The sequence below is a fragment of the Occultella glacieicola genome (genome assembly GCF_004353825.1).
Classification (GTDB): Bacteria; Actinomycetota; Actinomycetes; order Actinomycetales; family Beutenbergiaceae; genus Occultella; species Occultella glacieicola.
This window is the reverse complement of record NZ_SMNA01000003.1, coordinates 48,551-65,368: the sequence shown is the minus strand read 5'-3', so window position 1 is coordinate 65,368 and position 16,818 is coordinate 48,551. Positions and strand designations below refer to the sequence as shown.

Below are 16,818 nucleotides of genomic sequence, written 5' to 3'. Positions count from 1 at the left end.
GGGCTGAGCCGCCGTCCCGGCCCGTCGGTCGCGGCCGGGGAAATCACGTCGACGCGCGGCCCGGTCACGCCACAGACTCGGGCCCATGATGAGACTCGGCGAGATCGCCGCGATGAGGGCCACGGTCGACGAGGCTTGGCGCTCGGAGATCGCCGACCGGGTGGGCGGGCGCTGGGCGCTCGACCCCGGGTCGCTGCGCTGGTGGCGATCCTCGGCCAGCCACGTGTTCGTGCTGCCCGATGGCGTGGACGAGCGCGGCGTCCTGTACGTGCGGTTCGCGCCGGCGTCCGATCCGGCCGGAGCCAGGCTCGCCCAGGGCGCTGCCCTCCAGGAACGGCTTCGAGAACGGTCCGCCGCGGTGGCCGGTCCGGTGGTCTCACGCGCCGGTCGGGTCGTCGAGCGGGTGCCGACCGCCGCCGGCGAGATGGTGGCGGCGGCGGTGCTGCGGGTCGAGGGCGAGGAGTATGACGTGGACGACCTCGACGAGGCCCGGGCGTTCGCCTGGGGTACGGCCCTGGCGGGGTTCCATCGCGCGGCAGGACCGGCAGGAGCGGCAGGAGCGGCACAATCGCCTCGACACGACGCCGACCTCGAGGCGCTCGGCGCGGACCCCGACCCTCGGGTGGCCGCCGCCGCGCGGACCGTCCGAACCGCCTCCCGGGCTCTGGCGACCGGGCCGACGGTCGTCGGGCACGGTGACTTCGAGCTCGACAACCTCCGGTGGCGTTCCGAGCGCGTGGTGTGTTTCGACCTCGACGAGTCGGGCCCGATGCCGGCGGTGGCCGACGTGGCCGCGGCGACCCGCGACGTCTTCGACGACTGGGCGTCGAACCCGGGGGCGCCCGGCCTCCTGCGCTCGTTCCTGAGCGGCTACGAGGACGCCTCCGGCGTCGCGGTCGACCACCGGGCCCTGATCGTGCACCGCGCAGCGGTCGCCGCCGGAAGCGCGGCCGCGGTGGCGCGGGCCGTCGGCGAACCCGGCCCGCCGCCGGAGGACCTGGCCGAACTCGCCGACCGGCTGCGCGAGCACGAGGCCCGGGAGCGCCAGGTGCTGGTCACCGCCGCGGCACTGCTGGGTTGAGCCGTGCCGCCCACGAGCGCCATGGCACAGTGGTGAGTGTGGCCGGGCCGGGAGGGCTCAGCTGTCCTCGGTGGCGCGCAGCACGTCGGTGAGCCGGTTCGCGGCAGCCATCACGGCATTCGCGTGCACGCGGCCGGGCTGGCGGGTCATCCGCTCGATCGGCCCGGACACCGACACCGCGGCGATCACCCGGCCGGACGGGCCCCGCACGGGCGCCGACACCGAGGCGACGCCGACCTCGCGCTCGCTGACGCTCTGCGCCCAGCCGCGCCGGCGCACACCGGACAGGATCGTGGCCGTGAACTTCGCGCCGTGCAGGCCGCGGTGCAGACGGTCGGGCTCCTCCCAGGCGAGCAGGATCTGCGCCGCCGAGCCGGCCAGCATCGAGAGCGTGGCGCCGACCGGGATCGAGTCGCGCAGGCCCATCTGCTTCTCCGCGGCAGCGACGCAGATGCGCTGATCGCCCTGGCGACGGAACAACTGCGCGCTCTCCCCGGTGTGGTCGCGCAGGGCCAGCAGCACCGACCCTGCCGCGGCGAGCAGGCGGTCCTCGCCGGCCGCCGACGCGAGCTCGGCCAGGCGTGGGCCGAGCACGAACCGGCCCTGCATGTCGCGGGAGACGAGGCGGTGGTGTTCGAGCGCGACCGCGAGGCGGTGCGCCGTGGGGCGGGCGAGATGGGTCGCCGCCACCAACTGGGCCAGGGTCGCGGGGCCCGCCTCGAGAGCACCCAGGACGATGGCCGCCTTGTCAAGAACGCCGACTCCGCTAGAGTTGTCCATAGGTCGATATTGCCGTCTCGCACCGTGAGACGCAAGTCCGGATGGCAACACAGCCCCGACACCCACGGGGTTCAGAACGAAGAAGGTGACGTGACATGGCCGGAACTCTGGCTGAGAAGGTGTGGCAGGACCACGTGGTCCGCAAGGGAGCGGACGGTGTTCCGGACCTGCTCTACATCGACCTCCACCTGGTCCACGAGGTGACCAGCCCGCAGGCGTTCGAGGGCCTTCGCCTCGCCGGCCGGACGGTCCGCCGCCCGGACCTGACCCTCGCCACCGAGGACCACAACACCCCCACCCTGGACATCGACCTGCCGATCGCGGACCTGACCAGCCGGACCCAGATCGACACCCTGCGGGCCAACGCCAAGGAGTTCGGCATCCGGCTGCACTCGCTCGGCGACGCCGACCAGGGCATCGTGCACCAGGTGGGCCCGCAGCTCGGGCTGACCATGCCCGGCCTCACGGTCGTGTGCGGCGACTCCCACACCTCCACCCACGGCGCGTTCGGAGCGCTCGCCTTCGGGATCGGCACCAGCGAGGTCGAGCACGTCCTCGCCACCCAGACGCTGCCGCTGGCCCCGTTCAGGACGATGGCGATCACGGTCGACGGCGAACTGCCGCCCGGCGCGACGTCCAAGGACATCATCCTGGCGATCATCGCCAAGATCGGCACCGGCGGCGGTCAGGGCTACGTGCTCGAGTACCGGGGCGAGGCGATCCGCAAGCTCTCCATGGAGGCGCGGATGACGATCTGCAACATGTCGATCGAGGCGGGCGCGCGGGCCGGCATGATCGCGCCGGACCAGACCACGTTCGACTATCTCAAGGGCCGCCCGCACGCCCCCGAGGGGGCCGACTGGGACGCCGCCGTCGAGTACTGGCGGACGCTGCGCTCCGACGACGACGCGACCTTCGACGCCGAGGTGGTGCTGAAGGCCGCCGACCTGGAGCCGTTCATCACGTGGGGCACGAACCCGGGCCAGGGGCTGCCGCTGTCGGCGAACGTGCCGGTGCCCGAGGAGATCGGCGACGACAACGAGCGCACCACCGCCGAGCGGGCCATCGAGTACATGGGCCTGGTGCCCGGGACGCCGCTGCGCGACATCCACGTGGACACCGTCTTCATCGGCTCCTGCACGAACGGGCGGATCGAGGACCTGCGCTCGGTCGCCAAGGTCGTCAAGGGCCGCAAGAAGGCCGACGACGTCCGCGTCCTGGTGGTGCCCGCCTCCGCGCGGGTGCGGCTACAGGCCGAGGCCGAGGGCCTGGACCGGATCTTCCTCGACTTCGGGGCCGAGTGGCGCAACGCCGGCTGTTCGATGTGCCTGGGCATGAACCCCGACCAGCTCAAGCCGGGGGAGCGGGCCGCGTCCACCTCGAACCGCAACTTCGAGGGCCGCCAGGGCAAGGGTGGCCGCACCCACCTGGTGTCCCCGCTGGTGGCCGCCGCCACCGCGATCCGCGGCACCCTGTCCTCGCTGGCCGACCTCGACCTCGGTGAGGAGACGGACCTGACCACGTTCGACGGAACGCCGCTGGCCCCGCTGGACCCGCGCCTGCAGGTCCAGGTCTGAGCCGCAGCACCGAGAACTGCCGAGAACGAAGGACGTAGGAACCAGTCATGGAGAAGTTCACCACCCACACCGGCGTCGGGGTGCCGCTGCGCCGCAGCAACGTCGACACCGACCAGATCATCCCCGCCGTCTACCTGAAGCGGGTCACCCGCACGGGGTTCGAGGACGCGCTGTTCGCGGCCTGGCGCGGCGATCCGTCGTTCGTGCTGAACCAGGAGGCTTACGGCTCCGGGTCCGTGCTCGTGGCCGGGCCGGACTTCGGCACCGGGTCCTCGCGGGAACACGCCGTCTGGGCCCTCAAGGACTACGGGTTCAAGGCCGTACTCGCGCCGCGGTTCGCGGACATCTTCCGCGGGAACTCCGGCAAGCAGGGCCTGCTCGCCGCCCAGGTCGCCCAGGAGGACATCGAACTCATCTGGAAGATCCTGGAGTCCGAGCCGGGCACCGAGGTGACCGTCGACCTCGAGGCGCGCACCGTGATCTGCGGGGATGTCGTCGCGTCCTTCCAGATCGACGACTACACCCGCTGGCGCCTGATGGAGGGCCTGGACGACATCGGCCTGACCCTCGAGCACGAGGGCGAGATCTCGGCCTTCGAGACCGGGCGCCAGCCCTGGCGCCCGAAGACCCTCCCGGCCAAGCACCTGCCGACCGTCGAGATCGAGGCGGCTCGGCCCGTCGTCTGAGCGAACTGCCGGGCCGGGTCAGGTGTCGCGGCTGCGCAGCGCAAGATAGCCGGCGGACAGGCCCGCCACCGCCCACCCGGCGAGCACGGCCAGAGCGGCCGCCGGGCCGTAGGGTTCCGAGGCGTTCGTGACCAGGGCCCCGGCGGCCGACCCGGGCAGGTACGCGACCAGGTCGGTGAGCCAGGCCTGGCCGAAGATCGGCAGCACGCTGCTCAGGGCGAACAGGATCACGACCAGCGTCAGGATGGTCCCGGCCGTGTTGCGCAAGGTCGTTCCGATACCGAGTGCCAGGATGCTGGTCAGCGCCAGCGAGATCGCGGTGCCGAGCACGGCATGGCCGAGCTGGGCGCCCGTGTACGTGCCGTACTCGGCCGCGACGGCCGCGGCGCTGACCGTTCCCAACAGCACGAGTGCGGCACCGGTGACGGCCGAGCCGCCAGCCAGGACGGCCGCCTTCGCGAGCAGCACGCTGCCCCGGCTCGGGACGCTCAGGAGCGTGGTCCGGATCGAGCCGCTCGCGTACTCGCTGGTGACGGCGAACACGGCCACGAGCAAGATCGCCACCTGGGTGAACGAGATGTTCTGTGCCGCGATCCAGGGTGCCGGCGTCGCGGTGTCGTATCCGTTCACGCCGCTCGCCCGTGCGGAGGCACCGATCAGGAGGGCACCGGCCACGGTCAGCAGGGTGCCGGTCGCCAGGAGCCACAGCGTCGAGCGCACCCCCGCCAGCTTCGTCCATTCGAAGGCGATGGCGCAGCCCAGGCGACGCCACCGCCCTCGGTCGGACACGGGTGTGAGCGGGCTTCGCGGGCCGGGCGCCGTCGGCGTGCTCACGCTGCCACCACCGCCGTGCGGATGGGTCTGCCCGTGTACTCCAGCTCCGCCCCGGTGAGGTCGAAGTAGACCTCCTCGAGCGACGGACGGCGGAAGGTGAGCTCGTCCACCCGGTGACCGTGGTCGAAGGCGAGGGTCCCGATCACGTCGAGGTCGGCCCCGGTGACCTGCAGGACGGAGTCCGCGCCGATCGTGACCGACATCCCGGCGTTCTCGAGCACCGTGGCGAGCGCCGGTCCGTGTGGGCTGCGGACGGTGGCCGCGCCGGCACTGCGCCTGGCGAGCAGTGCGGACATCGACTCGTCCGCCACCAGGCGGCCCCGGCTGATGATGACCAGATGATCGGCCGTGTCCTGCATCTCCGAGAGCAGGTGACTGGAGACGAGCACGGTGCGCCCCTCGGCCGCCAGCGTGCGCATCACACCACGGATCCAGAGCACGCCGTCCGGGTCGAGGCCGTTGACCGGCTCGTCCAGGAGGAGCACTGACGGGTCACCGAGGAGCGCGCGAGCGATGCCGAGCCGCTGGGTCATGCCGAGGGAGAACGTCCCGATCCGCTTGGCCGCCACGTCCTCGAGCCCGACGGTCTCGAGGACGTCGGTCACCCGGTTCCGGGCCAGCCCGTTGCTCCTGGCGACGCCGAGCAGGTGGCTCCGGGCCGACTGGCCGGGGTGGCCCGCCCGAGCGTCGAGAACGGCACCGACGGTCCGCAACGGGTCTGCGAGTTCCTCGTACCGGTGTCCGTCGATGTGGGCCCGGCCGGCGCTCGGCCGGTCCAGGCCGAGGATCATTCTCATCGTCGTCGACTTTCCGGCACCATTCGGCCCGAGGAATCCCGTGACCAGTCCCGGCCTGATCGTCACCGTCAGATCATCGACCGCACGAGCCTTTCCGAAGCATTTGCTGAGCCCGTCTATTTCGATCATGTGTGAATTCCGATCCTCATGGGTCGAGAATATGGAGGGTCCTCGGCAGAGCACCACCCGCGAAGGTGAGGAAGAGGACCTGACGAAGGTCAGTGGCCGTCCGCACGAGGCTCCGACCTTCGTCGGATGGGAGGCAGGTTCCCGCCGCTGCTAGCCTTGACGTATGAGCACCCGCGGACGGGATCGCCTCCTCGGGCTCGCACTCGTGGCCGCGACCGTGGCACTACCGGTCGGCAGCGGCAACCTGGCTCTCCTGCTCGTGCCGGCTGTGGTCGCCGGAGCATTCCTCGTCGGGCGCAGAATGCGGTCGTTCAGAATCGCGCTCGTGGCCTTCGGTGCCGGCGCCCTTGTCAATCTATTCCTGGTGTGGCTACGGAACCCGGATTCTTTTCTTTCCGACTGGCTGGTATCCCTGCTCGGGCAATTCCTGGGCGTGATCCTGCCGTGGTGGGTCGGGAGGTACCTGTGGCTGCGCGAGGAGCAGCGGCTGCGGTTGCAGGAGATCGTCTCGGACCAGGCGCGGCTGCGCGAGCGCGCTCGGATCGCCCAGGAGGTGCATGACACGATCGGGCACGACCTGGCCATGATCGCCCTCGGCAGCGGCGCCCTGGAACTCGCCCCGGACGCGCCCGAGCGGATCCGGGCGGCTGCGGCCGAGGTCCGTTCCCGGGCGGTGGCTGCCACGGACCGCCTGCACACGGTCGTCGAGCTCCTTCGCGACGACGCGAGCCCGGCGTCCCGGGTGCCGGGGACGGAGGGGGTGGACGACCTTGTCGCCCGCGCCCACGACGCCGGCGTCGCGGTACGGTTGCGCAGTTCCGGTGACCTACCGCCGTCGGTTGCGCCGGTGGCGCACCGGGTGGTCCAGGAGGCGCTCACGAATGCCGCGCGGCACGCGCCCGGCGCGGACGTCTCGGTCACGGTCGACGCCACCGAGGATCCGGTCGTGGTCCTGGTCGTCAACGACGCCGCGCAGCACCGCGGTGACGATCCGCGGGCCCCGCGGGCGGGCCTCGGTCTGATCGGCCTGAGCGAGCGGGTGCGGCTCGCGGGAGGCCGCCTCGATGCCGGGCCCCGGGCCGGCGGCGGCTTCGAGGTCGTCGCCCATGTTCCGCGGACGCCGGACCCGTCGGCATCGGCGCAGGGCGAGGATGCGGCCACGCAGCGGCTCGTCATCCACGCCCGCCGCCAGTCCCGGCGCCGTCAGTGGCAGCCGGCCATGATCCCGCTCGCGCTCGCGTGCATCCTGGGCGCGGTACTCCTCGGGCTGCAGGTGCTCACCGTCCGCACCACCGGGCTGGCCCCCGAGGCGTTCCAGCAGATCGAGACCGGCGTGGAACGGGCCGAGATCGCCGACCTGCTCCCGCCGCGCAGCATTCCGGCCGACGGTGTTCCGGTTCCCATCCCACCGGCACCCGAGCCGAGCCGGTGCGAGTTCTACCTCGCCCGCAGCGGCGCGCTCGACTTCGGTTCGGACTTCTTCCGGATCTGTTTCGACCGGGGTGTGGTGGTCGCCACGGACCGGCTCACCCCGGACCGCGACCGATGACGGCGGCGGAGCCGGCCGGCGGCGATGCCGGAGTGGTTCGGGTGCTGATCGTCGACGACGAGGCGATGATCCGAGCGGGGGTACGGGCGGTGCTGGCCTCCGACCCCACGATCGAGGTGGTCGGCGAGGCCGGTGACGGGCACGCCGCGGTGGACCTGGTCCGGCGCACCAGGCCGGACGTGGTGCTGTTGGACGTCCGGATGCCGGGGCTGGACGGGCTCGGCGCCTGCCGGGAGATCGTCGGGCTCGGTCTCGGGGTCCGGGTGGTGATGCTGACAACGTTCGGGGAGGACTCCTACATCGCCGAGGCCCTCGAGGGTGGTGCGTCGGGGTTCCTGCTGAAGGCGTCCGACCCTCGCGAACTGGTGGCCGCGGTGAGGGCGGTCGGGGACGGCGCCGCGTACCTCTCACCGCGGGTGGCTCAGCGCGTGATCGACAACCTCCGCGCCGGACGTGCGCCGCGGGCCGCCGACGACCGCGCCCGGCTGGCCGTGCTCACCGAACGTGAGGTCGAGGTACTCGGTCTCGTCGCCGCCGGTGCCTCCAACGCACGGATCGGCCGCGAGCTGCATCTCACCGAGGGGACGGTCAAGGGCTACGTCAGTGCCATCCTGGTGAAACTCGGCGTCGAGAACCGGGTGCAGGCGGCGATCCTCGCGCACCGCGCCGGACTCGTGCGCCCCGCCTGACGGGCGCTTCCACGGCCGCGTCGTACCCTTGATCGGTTGCCCGCCGTTCGGCGGTAGGTGTGAGCGAGGTCGGGAACGCCGGCGTGAGGATGAGTGGATGAATCAGCTTCGGGTGCATGGCGGGTCGCCGCTGTCGGGCGAGATCACGGTCCGCGGGGCGAAGAACTTCGTCTCCAAGGCGATGGTGGCGGCGCTGCTCGGCGAGGAGCCGAGCGAACTGCGCAACGTCCCGGACATCAGCGACGTCAACGTGGTCAGTGGCCTGCTCAAACTGCACGGGGTGATCGTCGAACGGGACGTCTCCGGCGGCGTGATCCGCCTCGACCCCCGCAACGTCGAGTCCGCGCACAAGGCGGACATCGACACCCACGCCGGTTCCAGCCGGATCCCGATCCTGCTCTGCGGCCCGCTCGTGCACCGGCTCGGCGAGGCCTTCATCCCCGACCTCGGCGGCTGCCGGATCGGCGACCGCCCGATCGACTACCACCTCGACATCCTGCGCCAGTTCGGCGCCAAGGTGGACAAGCTGGACACCGGGATCCTGATCACCGCCCCACGCGGGCTGCAGGGCACCAAGGTGGAGCTGCCGTACCCGAGCGTGGGCGCCACCGAGCAGCTCCTGCTGACCGCGGTCCGCGCCAGCGGCCTCACCGAGCTGCGCAACGCCGCCATCGAGCCGGAGATCACCGACCTGATCGCGGTGCTGCAGCGGATGGGCGCGATCATCTCCGTGGACACCGACCGGACCATCCGGGTGGAGGGGGTGGACCGCCTCGGCGGGTTCACCCATACCGCGCTCCCGGACCGTATCGAGGCGGCCTCGTGGGCGTCCGCGGCGCTGGCGACCCGCGGTGACGTGTACGTGCGCGGCGCCCGGCAGGCGGACATGATGACGTTCCTGAACACGTTCCGGAAGGTCGGCGGCGCGTTCGACATCGACGACGGCGGCATCCGGTTCCGCCACCCGGGCACCGACCTGAACTCGATCGTCCTGGAGACGGACGTGCACCCCGGGTTCATGACGGACTGGCAGCAGCCCCTGGTGGTCGCACTCACGCAGGCCGCCGGCCTGTCGATCGTGCACGAGACCGTGTACGAGAACCGGTTCGGGTTCACCGACGCGCTAGTGCGGATGGGCGCCACCATCCAGGTCTACCGGGAGTGCCTGGGCGGACTCCAGTGCCGGTTCGGGCAGCGGAACTTCTTCCACTCCGCCGTGGTCTCCGGCCCGACGCCGCTGCGGGCCGCTGACATCGAGGTGCCCGATCTGCGCGGTGGGTTCTCGCACCTCATCGCGGCCCTGGCCGCCGAAGGCACCTCCCGGGTGCGCGGGATCGGGCTGATCAACCGCGGATACGAGAACTTCAGTTCGAAGCTCGAGGCCCTCGGCGCGAAGATCGAGACGGACTGACACACCGCCGGGAACTGGCAGGTCCGTCCCAGGGCTTTCCCAGGGATCTCCCAGCCGCGCCGCGCACACTGGGTGATGTGACATCCACGGATGTCCCCCGGGGTCGCCTGGACAACGACCCCGCGAGATCGTCGTCCGGGACGTGATGCCCGGGCGGCTGCGCGGCGCGCTTTCCCCCCGTGCCCCGCGCGGGGCGCCGGATCCCTCCCCTGGACCCGGCGCCCCACCCATGACATTCCTCATGCCCGATCGGTGCACCGGGGCGCCGAGGCGGTGACGTCACGCACTGTGGTGGACCCGGATCCGGCGGGAGTCTGGATCCATGGACTCCACCATCATCACCATCGACGGGCTGCGACGCAGGTACCGTCCCAGCACTCCGGGTGCCACCGCGTTCGAGGCGGTGCGCGGGGTCGACCTGCACATCCGACGCGGCGAACTGTTCGCCCTGCTCGGCACGAACGGGGCCGGGAAGACCTCCCTGATGGAGGTCGTGGAGGGCATCGCACCCGCGACCGAGGGGCAGGTCCGGGTGCTCGGGCACGACCCGTACCGTTCCAGGGCGAAGGTGCGCCCGCACATCGGCATCATGCTCCAGGAGGCGGGCTTCCCGACCGACCTGCGGGTCGCCGAGATGGCCCGCACCTGGGCGGCCACCCTGCCGGCAGCGCTGCCGGCGGAGCACGTGCTCGGCGCCGTCGGGCTCGATCACCGGGCCGGGGTGGCTGTCAAGAGCCTGTCCGGCGGTGAGCGCCGCCGCCTGGACCTGGCCCTGGCCATCATGGGCCGCCCGCAGGTGCTGTTCCTGGACGAGCCCACCACCGGCCTCGACCCGGAGAGTCGCCGGGACGCCTGGGACCTGGTCCGGTCCCTGCTCGCCGACGGCGTGACCGTGGTCCTGACCACGCACTACCTGGAGGAGGCCGAGGACCTCGCCGACCGGATCGCCATCATGCACGGGGGCGTCGTGGTTGCCGAGGGCACCCCCGCCGAGATCGGTGCGGGTGCACCGGCCACGATCTCCTTCACCCTCGCCGCGAGGCGGCCACTGCCGCCCCTGCACGGCACGGACTCGTCCGGTGACTCCGCCCGTGGCATCCGGCACCTGATCCGCACCCAGCGGCTCGAGGCCGACCTTCGGATCCTGCTCGACTGGGCCCAGGCGCAGGACGTCACCCTCGACGGCCTGGACGCCCGCGCCGCCTCGCTCGAGCAGGCATTCCTGACGATTGCCGCCGGCGGTCGTCCCAGCCACGATCTCTCGGAGGTCCCCGCATGAGCGCCACGACGACGTCCACCACCACCACCCGGCCGGCCGGTTCCCTCGCCCGGACCCGGGCCCTGACCCGGATGGAACTCACCCTGCTCGGACGCAACAGGACCACGCTCTTCAACGCGATCGCACTCGCCCCGCTGATGGCGCTCGTGCTCATGCAGTTGATCGGCGACCGTACCGAGGGCGCCGGCGCGGGCGTCTTCGGGGGCACCCTGCTCACCGCGCTGATCTCGTTCGGCCTGCTGTTCGTGGCCTATTACAACCTCACCACCACCGCCGTCGCGCGCCGCGAGGAACTCACCCTCAAGCGGCTGACCTCCGGTACCTCCAGCCGCGCCGAGGTCCTGGCCGCGATGAGCATGCCGGCCCTGCTCATCGTGCTCGCCCAGGCGGTGCTCGGCCTGGCCGCCGTCGCCGGCGGCATCGAGGTGCCGCCGCTGACGAACCCGGTCCTGGTGGTCCTCGCCCTCGGCTTCGGGTTCGTCATGTTCGCTGGACTGGCCTACGCGAGCTCCGGACTGACCAAGACCGTCGAGGCCGCGCAGTTGACCACCCTGCCGGTGCTGATGGTGACCATGCTGTTCAGTGGGCTGACCGTGCCGTTCTCGGTCCTCCCGGAACCGGCACAGGTGCTCGCCCAGCTGACCCCACTCGCGCCGGTCGTCACCCTGCTGAACCTGGGCCTGACCGGCATCACGCCCGACGGCGCCCAGGTCACCTTCGCGGGTTCGCTCGCCGAGGCACTGGTGCCGTTGGTCGTCCTGCTCGGCTGGACGGCGCTCGGCGTCCTCGCCACCCGTAGGTGGATGCGCTGGGAGCCGCGCCGGTGACAGCGGTCGGCCCCGAGGTCGCGACCCGGGTGGCCGCCGGTAGGTTGGGGGCCGTGAACCCTGCCCGTACCTCAGCCGGCGCCATCGGGCTGGCCGGCTGGTCCCGGGCGAGCAACCCGCAACGGTTCGAGACCTACAACCGGTGGACGTTGTACTTCCTGCTCGCGTTCGAACCGGTCTTCGCCCTGATGCTGTTCTCCGGGTCCACCGAGTACACCGGTGCCGGGGCACTCGCGTTCCTGGTCGCCTCGACCGTGCACTGCGCGTTGGCGATCATGGCCACGCGGGCCTGCCTCGGTGTCTACCTCGGCCGGGCCGGCTCCGCGCGCCGGGAGCTGTGGCTGCTCGCCGTCGGGACCCCGCTGACGGTGGGGGCCGCGATCTTCTGGGCGGGGAGTTCCGCGAACCCCAGCCCGATCGCGACGGGCTTCGCCGCGGCGATCGCGCCGGTGATCGCGGTGCTCGCGGTCTCGCCGTTGCTGTCGGCCGGCCGACTGGTGCTGGTGTCCGTGATCGTCGGGCCGGTGGCCGCGGTGCTCGCCACGATGATCGCGCTGGGCCCGGCCACGGCGGCCGGCGGGGTCATCCCCCTGGTGATCAGCACCGGCCTGGTGGCCGTCGGTGCGGCCCTGTCGTTCCGGATCTCGGTCTGGATGATCGGCGTGGTCTGGGAGCAGGAGCAGCGCCGCGCCGTGGACGCCCGGCTGGCGGTCGCGGAGGAACGCCTGCGATTCTCCCGGGACCTGCACGACGTGTTCGGGCGGACCCTGTCCACCGTGGCGGTCAAGAGCGAGCTCGCCGCCGAACTCGCCCGCCGCGGCGACGACCGGGCGCCGGACCAGATGCTCGAGGTGCGCCGGATCGCCCAGGACGCCCTCCGGGAGGTCCGCGCCGTCGTGGACGGCTACCGTGCCGCCGACCTGCCCACCGAGGTGGCGGGAGCCCGGGAGATCCTGCGGTCGGCCGGCGTGGACGTGCTCGTCGCAGGGGAGGGCACCGACCTCCCACCGCGCTCACAGGAGGCCCTCGCCTGGGTGGTGCGGGAGGCCGTCACGAACGTCGTGCGACACGCCGACGCCGACCGGTGCGTGATCGAGCTGCGCGCCTCCCCGGACGCCGCGACCCTGAGGATCAGCAACGACGGTGCCCGGCCGGCCGACGCGGCCCGTGTGGGCGCCGGGCTGAACGGGCTGCGGGAGCGGCTCGCGACCCTCGGTGGCACGCTCGACGTGCACCGCAACGACACGGAGTTCACGCTCATTGCCGTGGTGCCCCTCGTCGGCGGTCCACCCGTGCCGCCGACAACCGCGGACCCGACCCCTGGAGCCACCCCGTGACCATCCGGCTCCTGCTCGCCGACGACGAGAACCTCATCCGCGACGCCCTGGCCATGATGCTCGGCCTCGAGGACGACCTCGAGGTGCTCGCGCAGGCAGCCTCCGGCCCGGAGGCGGTGGCCGCCGCGACCCGGTTCACCCCGGACGTGGCGGTCCTGGACCTGCAGATGCCCGGCCTCGACGGCATCGAGGTGGCGCAGCGCCTCGCCGCCGACGTGCCCGGCTGCCGGTGCATCATCGTCACCAGCCACGGCCGGCCCGGCTACCTGAAGAAGGCCCTCGAGGCGGGGGTGCGCGGCTTCCTGCCGAAGACGGCGTCCGCGAAGGTGCTTGCCGACGTGATCCGGCAGGTGCACGACGGCGGCCGGTACGTCGACCCGGAACTGGCCGCCGACGCGATCGCGGCCGGGGCGAGCCCGCTCACCGCGCGGGAGGCGGACGTGCTCGAGCTCGCCGCCGACGGCGCCCCGGTGGAGGAGATCGCTTCCCGGGCCTCGTTGTCCCCGGGCACCGTGCGCAACTACCTGTCCAGCGCCGCCACCAAGCTCGGCGTGGGCAACCGGCACGAGGCCGCACGCCTGGCCCGGGCACGCGGCTGGATCTAGGAGCCGGGGCGGGTCAGGACCGGATCCCGGGCGCCGGGACCTGCTCGGCCAGCCGGGCCGGCGCCTGGAGCCGGTAGGAGTCGGTGAGCAGCTCACCGAGCTCCTCCCAGTCGGTGCCCTCGTCGACGATCAGCCCGACGACGTTCGCACCCCAGTCGGCCCGGAAGTACGGCGGCCCCATGTGCTCCATCGCGAAGACCTCCTCGGGCTCCGCCCGGAACGTGATCCGCAGCAGCCCGTCCTCGCCGCCGAACACGTGGGCGACGGTCGCGCCACCGACCCGCCAACGCCGGCCGATCCAGGCATCCTCGGCATGCACCCGGGGCAGCGCGGTGAGGAGCGCATCGAGCCGGGCGAGCATCTGCTCGGGTACGTCGGGTCGGTCAGCGGAAGCCACGGGTCAAGCGTGCCACCGGCCTCTGACAACGCGCCATCTGCCACCGTCTCCTACCATCGATGCGTGAGCAGACCACGCCCGCCGAGGTCCTATCGGGCCGCCGTCGCCATCGCCCGCCCGCCGGTGCGCCTGTTGACCAGACCCACCCACCACGGCGCCGAGCACCTGCCGGGCGGCGGGTTCATCGCCGCGGCGAACCACGTCACGAACTTCGACCCGCTGACCCTCCTGGACTTCCTCACGAAGGCCGGCTGCTACCCGAAGATGCTCGCGAAGGCGTCCCTGTTCCGGGTGCCGCTGCTCGGTCCGCTGCTGCGCTCGGTCGGGTACATCCCGGTGCAGCGCGGGACCGGGTCCGCGGCCGCCTCGCTGACCGCGGCAGCGTCCGCACTCGGCGCGGGGGAGTGCGTGTCCGTGTTCCCCGAGGGCACCCTCACCCGGGACCCCGACCTGTGGCCGATGCGCGCGAAGACGGGCGCGGCGCGGATGGCGCTGGCCACCGGGATGCCGGTGGTCCCGATCGCGCAGTGGGGCGCGCACGAGGTGATGGCCCGGCACGCCTCGATGATCCGCCCGGTGCTGCGCCGGCCGGTGCAGGTGGTGGCCGGGCCGCCCGTCGACCTCGGTGACCTGGCCGGGCGCGGCGAGGACCCCGGCGCGGTGCGCGAGGCCACGGACCGGATCATGACCGCGATCACCGCGCAGCTCGCGGGGATCCGCGGCGAACGACCGCCCGCGGAGCCGTTCGAGTGGCGGCCGGATCCCACGGCCGGCTACGCGCAGTGAGCCCGAGGGCCCGAGCCGGGATCAGTCCTCGACGTGCTGCACGTCGAGGACCACCCGCACCGGGTCGGTGAGCGCGAACACCCGGAACGGGGCGCCGTCGGTGTCGATCCCGACCACCACCTGGGTCAGACCCTCGAACGTCCCCGCTACGTGGACCTCCTCGATCTCATCGCCCTCGGCCTCGAACTGTCGCGGCCCGTCGTAGTAGCCGGCCTCGCCCTCGTTCGGGTACCGGGTGTTCGAGACCGAGATCTGCAGGTCGGCCTCACCCTCGAGGTCGATCGGCTCGCCGCTGCCGTCCTCGGTGGCCCCGTCGACGTAGTCCGCGACCCACCCGGGCGTGCCCGTGCCCACGAACTCCAGCACCACGCGGTCGAAGTCCTCGTGCTCGGCGGCCCGGACGTCGGCGAGCATCAGGTCCGGCTCGCCGGCGGCCTCGCCGACGTCCTCGGACGCGTCGGCCGGGAACGGTGGCGCGTCGTCGATGTCGTCGTCGGTCCGTCCCGGGTCGGTCGATCCGGTCTCGCTCGGGCTCGGCTCGCTCGGGGTCTCGGTGGCCGACGGCGTCCCGGTCGCCGTGGTGGCATCGCCGGTGGGCTCGTCGTCGCCGGAGCCCGAGGTGCAGCCGGCCAGGAGGGCCAGGGCGGCGCCGGCCGCCGCGAGGGTCAACAGGTGGCGGGATCTCGTCATCGTGGCCTCCAGGTCTGGGCTCGGTCTCACCCAGCGTACGTGGCGGCGACCGCCAGAGCCTGTTCCAGGTCGGCGAACAGATCGTCGGCGTGTTCGATGCCGACGGAGAGCCGGAGCAGGTCCTCGGGCACCGTGGGCGCCTCGGCCCCGAGCCGACGGCGGCGCTCCAGTGAGGACTCCACGCCACCCAGGCTCGTGGCCGGGACCCAGAGCCGCACGGCCCGGGTGAGGGCGTCCGCCCCGGCCGCGCCACCGACCGGGCGCAGCGTCAGGATCGAGCCGAAACCGGTCATCTGGATCGAGGCCCGCTCGTGCTGGGGGTGGGTGGTCAGGCCCGGGTAGGAGACCTCGACGACGTTCGGGTGCCCGGACAACCGCTCGGCCAGGTCCGCGGCCGTGCGCTGCGAGCGTTCCACCCGCAGCGCCAGGGTGCGCAGCCCGCGCAACGCCAGCCACGCCTCGAACGGGCCCGCGACGGCGCCGCCGAGGCTGCGCCGGTCCAGGAGAGCCGCGCGCAGGTCCGGGCTGTCGGTGACCACCGCGCCGAGGACCACGTCGGAGTGCCCGGCGAGGTACTTCGTCACCGAGTGCACCACGACGTCCGCACCGTGGCTCAGCGGCCGCTGGCCGAGCGGGGTCGCGAACGTGTTGTCCACGAGGACCAGCCCGTCGACGTCGTGCGTGGCCGCCACGAGGGCCGGCAGGTCCGCGACCTCGAGCATCGGGTTCGTGGGGGTCTCGACCCACAGGACCGGGCCGTTCGGGATGGGCCCGTTCGGGGTGCCCACGGACGTGGCGGCCGGCGTGTCGCTGCCGGTCAGACGCCTGGCGGCGGCGCGGACGGCCGCGACCACGGCACCGGTGTCCTCGATCGCGACCTCGGTGACCCGTACCCCGGACCGGACGGTCAGGTCGTGGGCGGCCACGAGTGAGGCGTGATAACCGTGCCGCGGGATGATCAGTTCCCCGCCGACCGGTACCAGGTCCAGCGCCGCCGCGATCGCCGCCATCCCGGATCCGAACAGCAGACCCGGCAGCCGGGCACCCTCCAGGTCCGCCAGGGCCCGCTCGAACGGCAGCCAGGTCTCGGTACCCGAGCGCGCGTAGATGAGGTCGCCGGGCGCCGGCTCGCCGGTGCTCACGTAGGTCGAGGAGAGCACCACCGGCGGGTTGACCGGGGCCTGCTCGGTCCGCGCCGGTCGGCCGGCCGAGACGGCGATCGTCTCGGGATGCAGGGCGTCCGGGTGGGCGGCGGGCTCGGCCCGGTGGGTGGCGGGATCGGTCGGGGGCGTGGGTGTGTCGGTCACGGCTTCAGCGTAGGACCGGCGCGCCGGCCGGACCGTGCGGGCGGGCGCCCCGACCGG

At 72.6% G+C, this 16,818-nt stretch carries 17 protein-coding genes; 11 read left to right on the top strand and 6 right to left on the bottom strand.

What is annotated here, in order from left to right:
• Positions 1-85: 85 nt before the first annotated feature.
• Positions 86-1,081 (top strand): phosphotransferase enzyme family protein, encoded by a 996-nt coding sequence (locus tag EXU48_RS05895; protein WP_133106723.1) that lies wholly within the window; start codon positions 86-88, stop codon positions 1,079-1,081.
• A 57-nt stretch (positions 1,082-1,138) separates the two neighbouring features.
• Here EXU48_RS05895 and EXU48_RS05890 read toward each other — a convergent pair whose 3' ends face one another.
• A complete protein-coding gene (locus EXU48_RS05890) occupies positions 1,139-1,861 on the bottom strand; it encodes an IclR family transcriptional regulator (RefSeq protein ID WP_133106722.1) in 723 nt (240 codons plus the stop codon).
• Between the two features lie 95 nt (positions 1,862-1,956).
• Between EXU48_RS05890 and leuC the strand changes: the two genes are divergently transcribed.
• Both leuC and leuD read left to right on the top strand, forming a co-directional pair.
• A complete protein-coding gene (gene leuC, locus EXU48_RS05885) occupies positions 1,957-3,438 on the top strand; it encodes a 3-isopropylmalate dehydratase large subunit (RefSeq protein WP_133106721.1) in 1,482 nt (493 codons plus the stop codon).
• A gap of 47 nt (positions 3,439-3,485) precedes the next feature.
• A complete protein-coding gene (gene leuD / locus EXU48_RS05880) occupies positions 3,486-4,124 on the top strand; it encodes a 3-isopropylmalate dehydratase small subunit (protein WP_133106720.1) in 639 nt (212 codons plus the stop codon).
• An 18-nt stretch (positions 4,125-4,142) separates the two neighbouring features.
• Here the strand turns inward: leuD and EXU48_RS05875 are convergent, their stop codons facing one another.
• Both EXU48_RS05875 and EXU48_RS05870 read right to left on the bottom strand, forming a co-directional pair.
• Positions 4,143-4,958 carry an ABC-2 family transporter permease gene (locus EXU48_RS05875; RefSeq protein WP_133106719.1) on the bottom strand — a complete coding sequence of 272 codons (816 nt, stop codon included), beginning with the start codon at positions 4,956-4,958 and terminating at the stop codon, positions 4,143-4,145.
• Positions 4,955-5,884, bottom strand: a complete 930-nt coding sequence (locus tag EXU48_RS05870) for an ABC transporter ATP-binding protein (protein WP_133106718.1) — start codon at positions 5,882-5,884, stop codon at positions 4,955-4,957. The genes EXU48_RS05875 and EXU48_RS05870 overlap by 4 nt, the downstream gene beginning before the upstream one ends.
• Before the next feature lie 163 nt (positions 5,885-6,047).
• On the opposite strand from EXU48_RS05870, the gene EXU48_RS05865 reads away from it, so the two are divergent.
• The 7 genes from EXU48_RS05865 (at position 6,048) to EXU48_RS05835 (ending at position 13,581) form a co-directional block, all read left to right on the top strand.
• Positions 6,048-7,433 (top strand): sensor histidine kinase, encoded by a 1,386-nt coding sequence (locus tag EXU48_RS05865; RefSeq protein WP_133106717.1) that lies wholly within the window; start codon positions 6,048-6,050, stop codon positions 7,431-7,433.
• Positions 7,430-8,122, top strand: a complete 693-nt coding sequence (locus EXU48_RS05860) for a response regulator transcription factor (RefSeq protein WP_328591627.1) — start codon at positions 7,430-7,432, stop codon at positions 8,120-8,122. The genes EXU48_RS05865 and EXU48_RS05860 overlap by 4 nt, the downstream gene beginning before the upstream one ends.
• 97 nt (positions 8,123-8,219) lie before the next feature.
• Positions 8,220-9,533, top strand: coding sequence for a UDP-N-acetylglucosamine 1-carboxyvinyltransferase (murA, locus tag EXU48_RS05855; RefSeq protein WP_133106716.1), 1,314 nt, complete (start codon positions 8,220-8,222; stop codon positions 9,531-9,533).
• A 322-nt stretch (positions 9,534-9,855) separates the two neighbouring features.
• Positions 9,856-10,812, top strand: a complete 957-nt coding sequence (locus EXU48_RS05850; RefSeq protein ID WP_133106715.1) for an ABC transporter ATP-binding protein — start codon at positions 9,856-9,858, stop codon at positions 10,810-10,812.
• Complete coding sequence (locus EXU48_RS05845) at positions 10,809-11,639, top strand: ABC transporter permease (protein ID WP_133106714.1); 831 nt, start codon at positions 10,809-10,811, stop codon at positions 11,637-11,639. Before EXU48_RS05850 ends, EXU48_RS05845 begins: the two co-directional genes overlap by 4 nt.
• 53 nt (positions 11,640-11,692) lie before the next feature.
• The gene (locus tag EXU48_RS05840; protein WP_133106713.1) at positions 11,693-12,976 is read left to right on the top strand and encodes a sensor histidine kinase; all 1,284 of its coding nucleotides are present in this window, start codon (positions 11,693-11,695) and stop codon (positions 12,974-12,976) included.
• A complete protein-coding gene (locus EXU48_RS05835) occupies positions 12,973-13,581 on the top strand; it encodes a response regulator transcription factor (protein ID WP_268958149.1) in 609 nt (202 codons plus the stop codon). The genes EXU48_RS05840 and EXU48_RS05835 overlap by 4 nt, the downstream gene beginning before the upstream one ends.
• Before the next feature lie 13 nt (positions 13,582-13,594).
• Here EXU48_RS05835 and EXU48_RS05830 read toward each other — a convergent pair whose 3' ends face one another.
• The gene (locus tag EXU48_RS05830; protein WP_235856869.1) at positions 13,595-13,978 is read right to left on the bottom strand and encodes an MmcQ/YjbR family DNA-binding protein; all 384 of its coding nucleotides are present in this window, start codon (positions 13,976-13,978) and stop codon (positions 13,595-13,597) included.
• Positions 13,979-14,041: 63 nt separating this feature from the next.
• On the opposite strand from EXU48_RS05830, the gene EXU48_RS05825 reads away from it, so the two are divergent.
• Positions 14,042-14,764: a lysophospholipid acyltransferase family protein gene (locus EXU48_RS05825; protein WP_235856868.1), complete on the top strand. Its 723-nt coding sequence runs from the start codon at positions 14,042-14,044 to the stop codon at positions 14,762-14,764.
• 21 nt (positions 14,765-14,785) lie between these two features.
• Here EXU48_RS05825 and EXU48_RS05820 read toward each other — a convergent pair whose 3' ends face one another.
• Both EXU48_RS05820 and EXU48_RS05815 read right to left on the bottom strand, forming a co-directional pair.
• Positions 14,786-15,454 carry an AMIN-like domain-containing (lipo)protein gene (locus EXU48_RS05820; protein WP_133106710.1) on the bottom strand — a complete coding sequence of 223 codons (669 nt, stop codon included), beginning with the start codon at positions 15,452-15,454 and terminating at the stop codon, positions 14,786-14,788.
• Between the two features lie 26 nt (positions 15,455-15,480).
• Positions 15,481-16,761 (bottom strand): trans-sulfuration enzyme family protein, encoded by a 1,281-nt coding sequence (locus tag EXU48_RS05815; RefSeq protein WP_407938723.1) that lies wholly within the window; start codon positions 16,759-16,761, stop codon positions 15,481-15,483.
• Positions 16,762-16,818 lie beyond the last annotated feature (57 nt).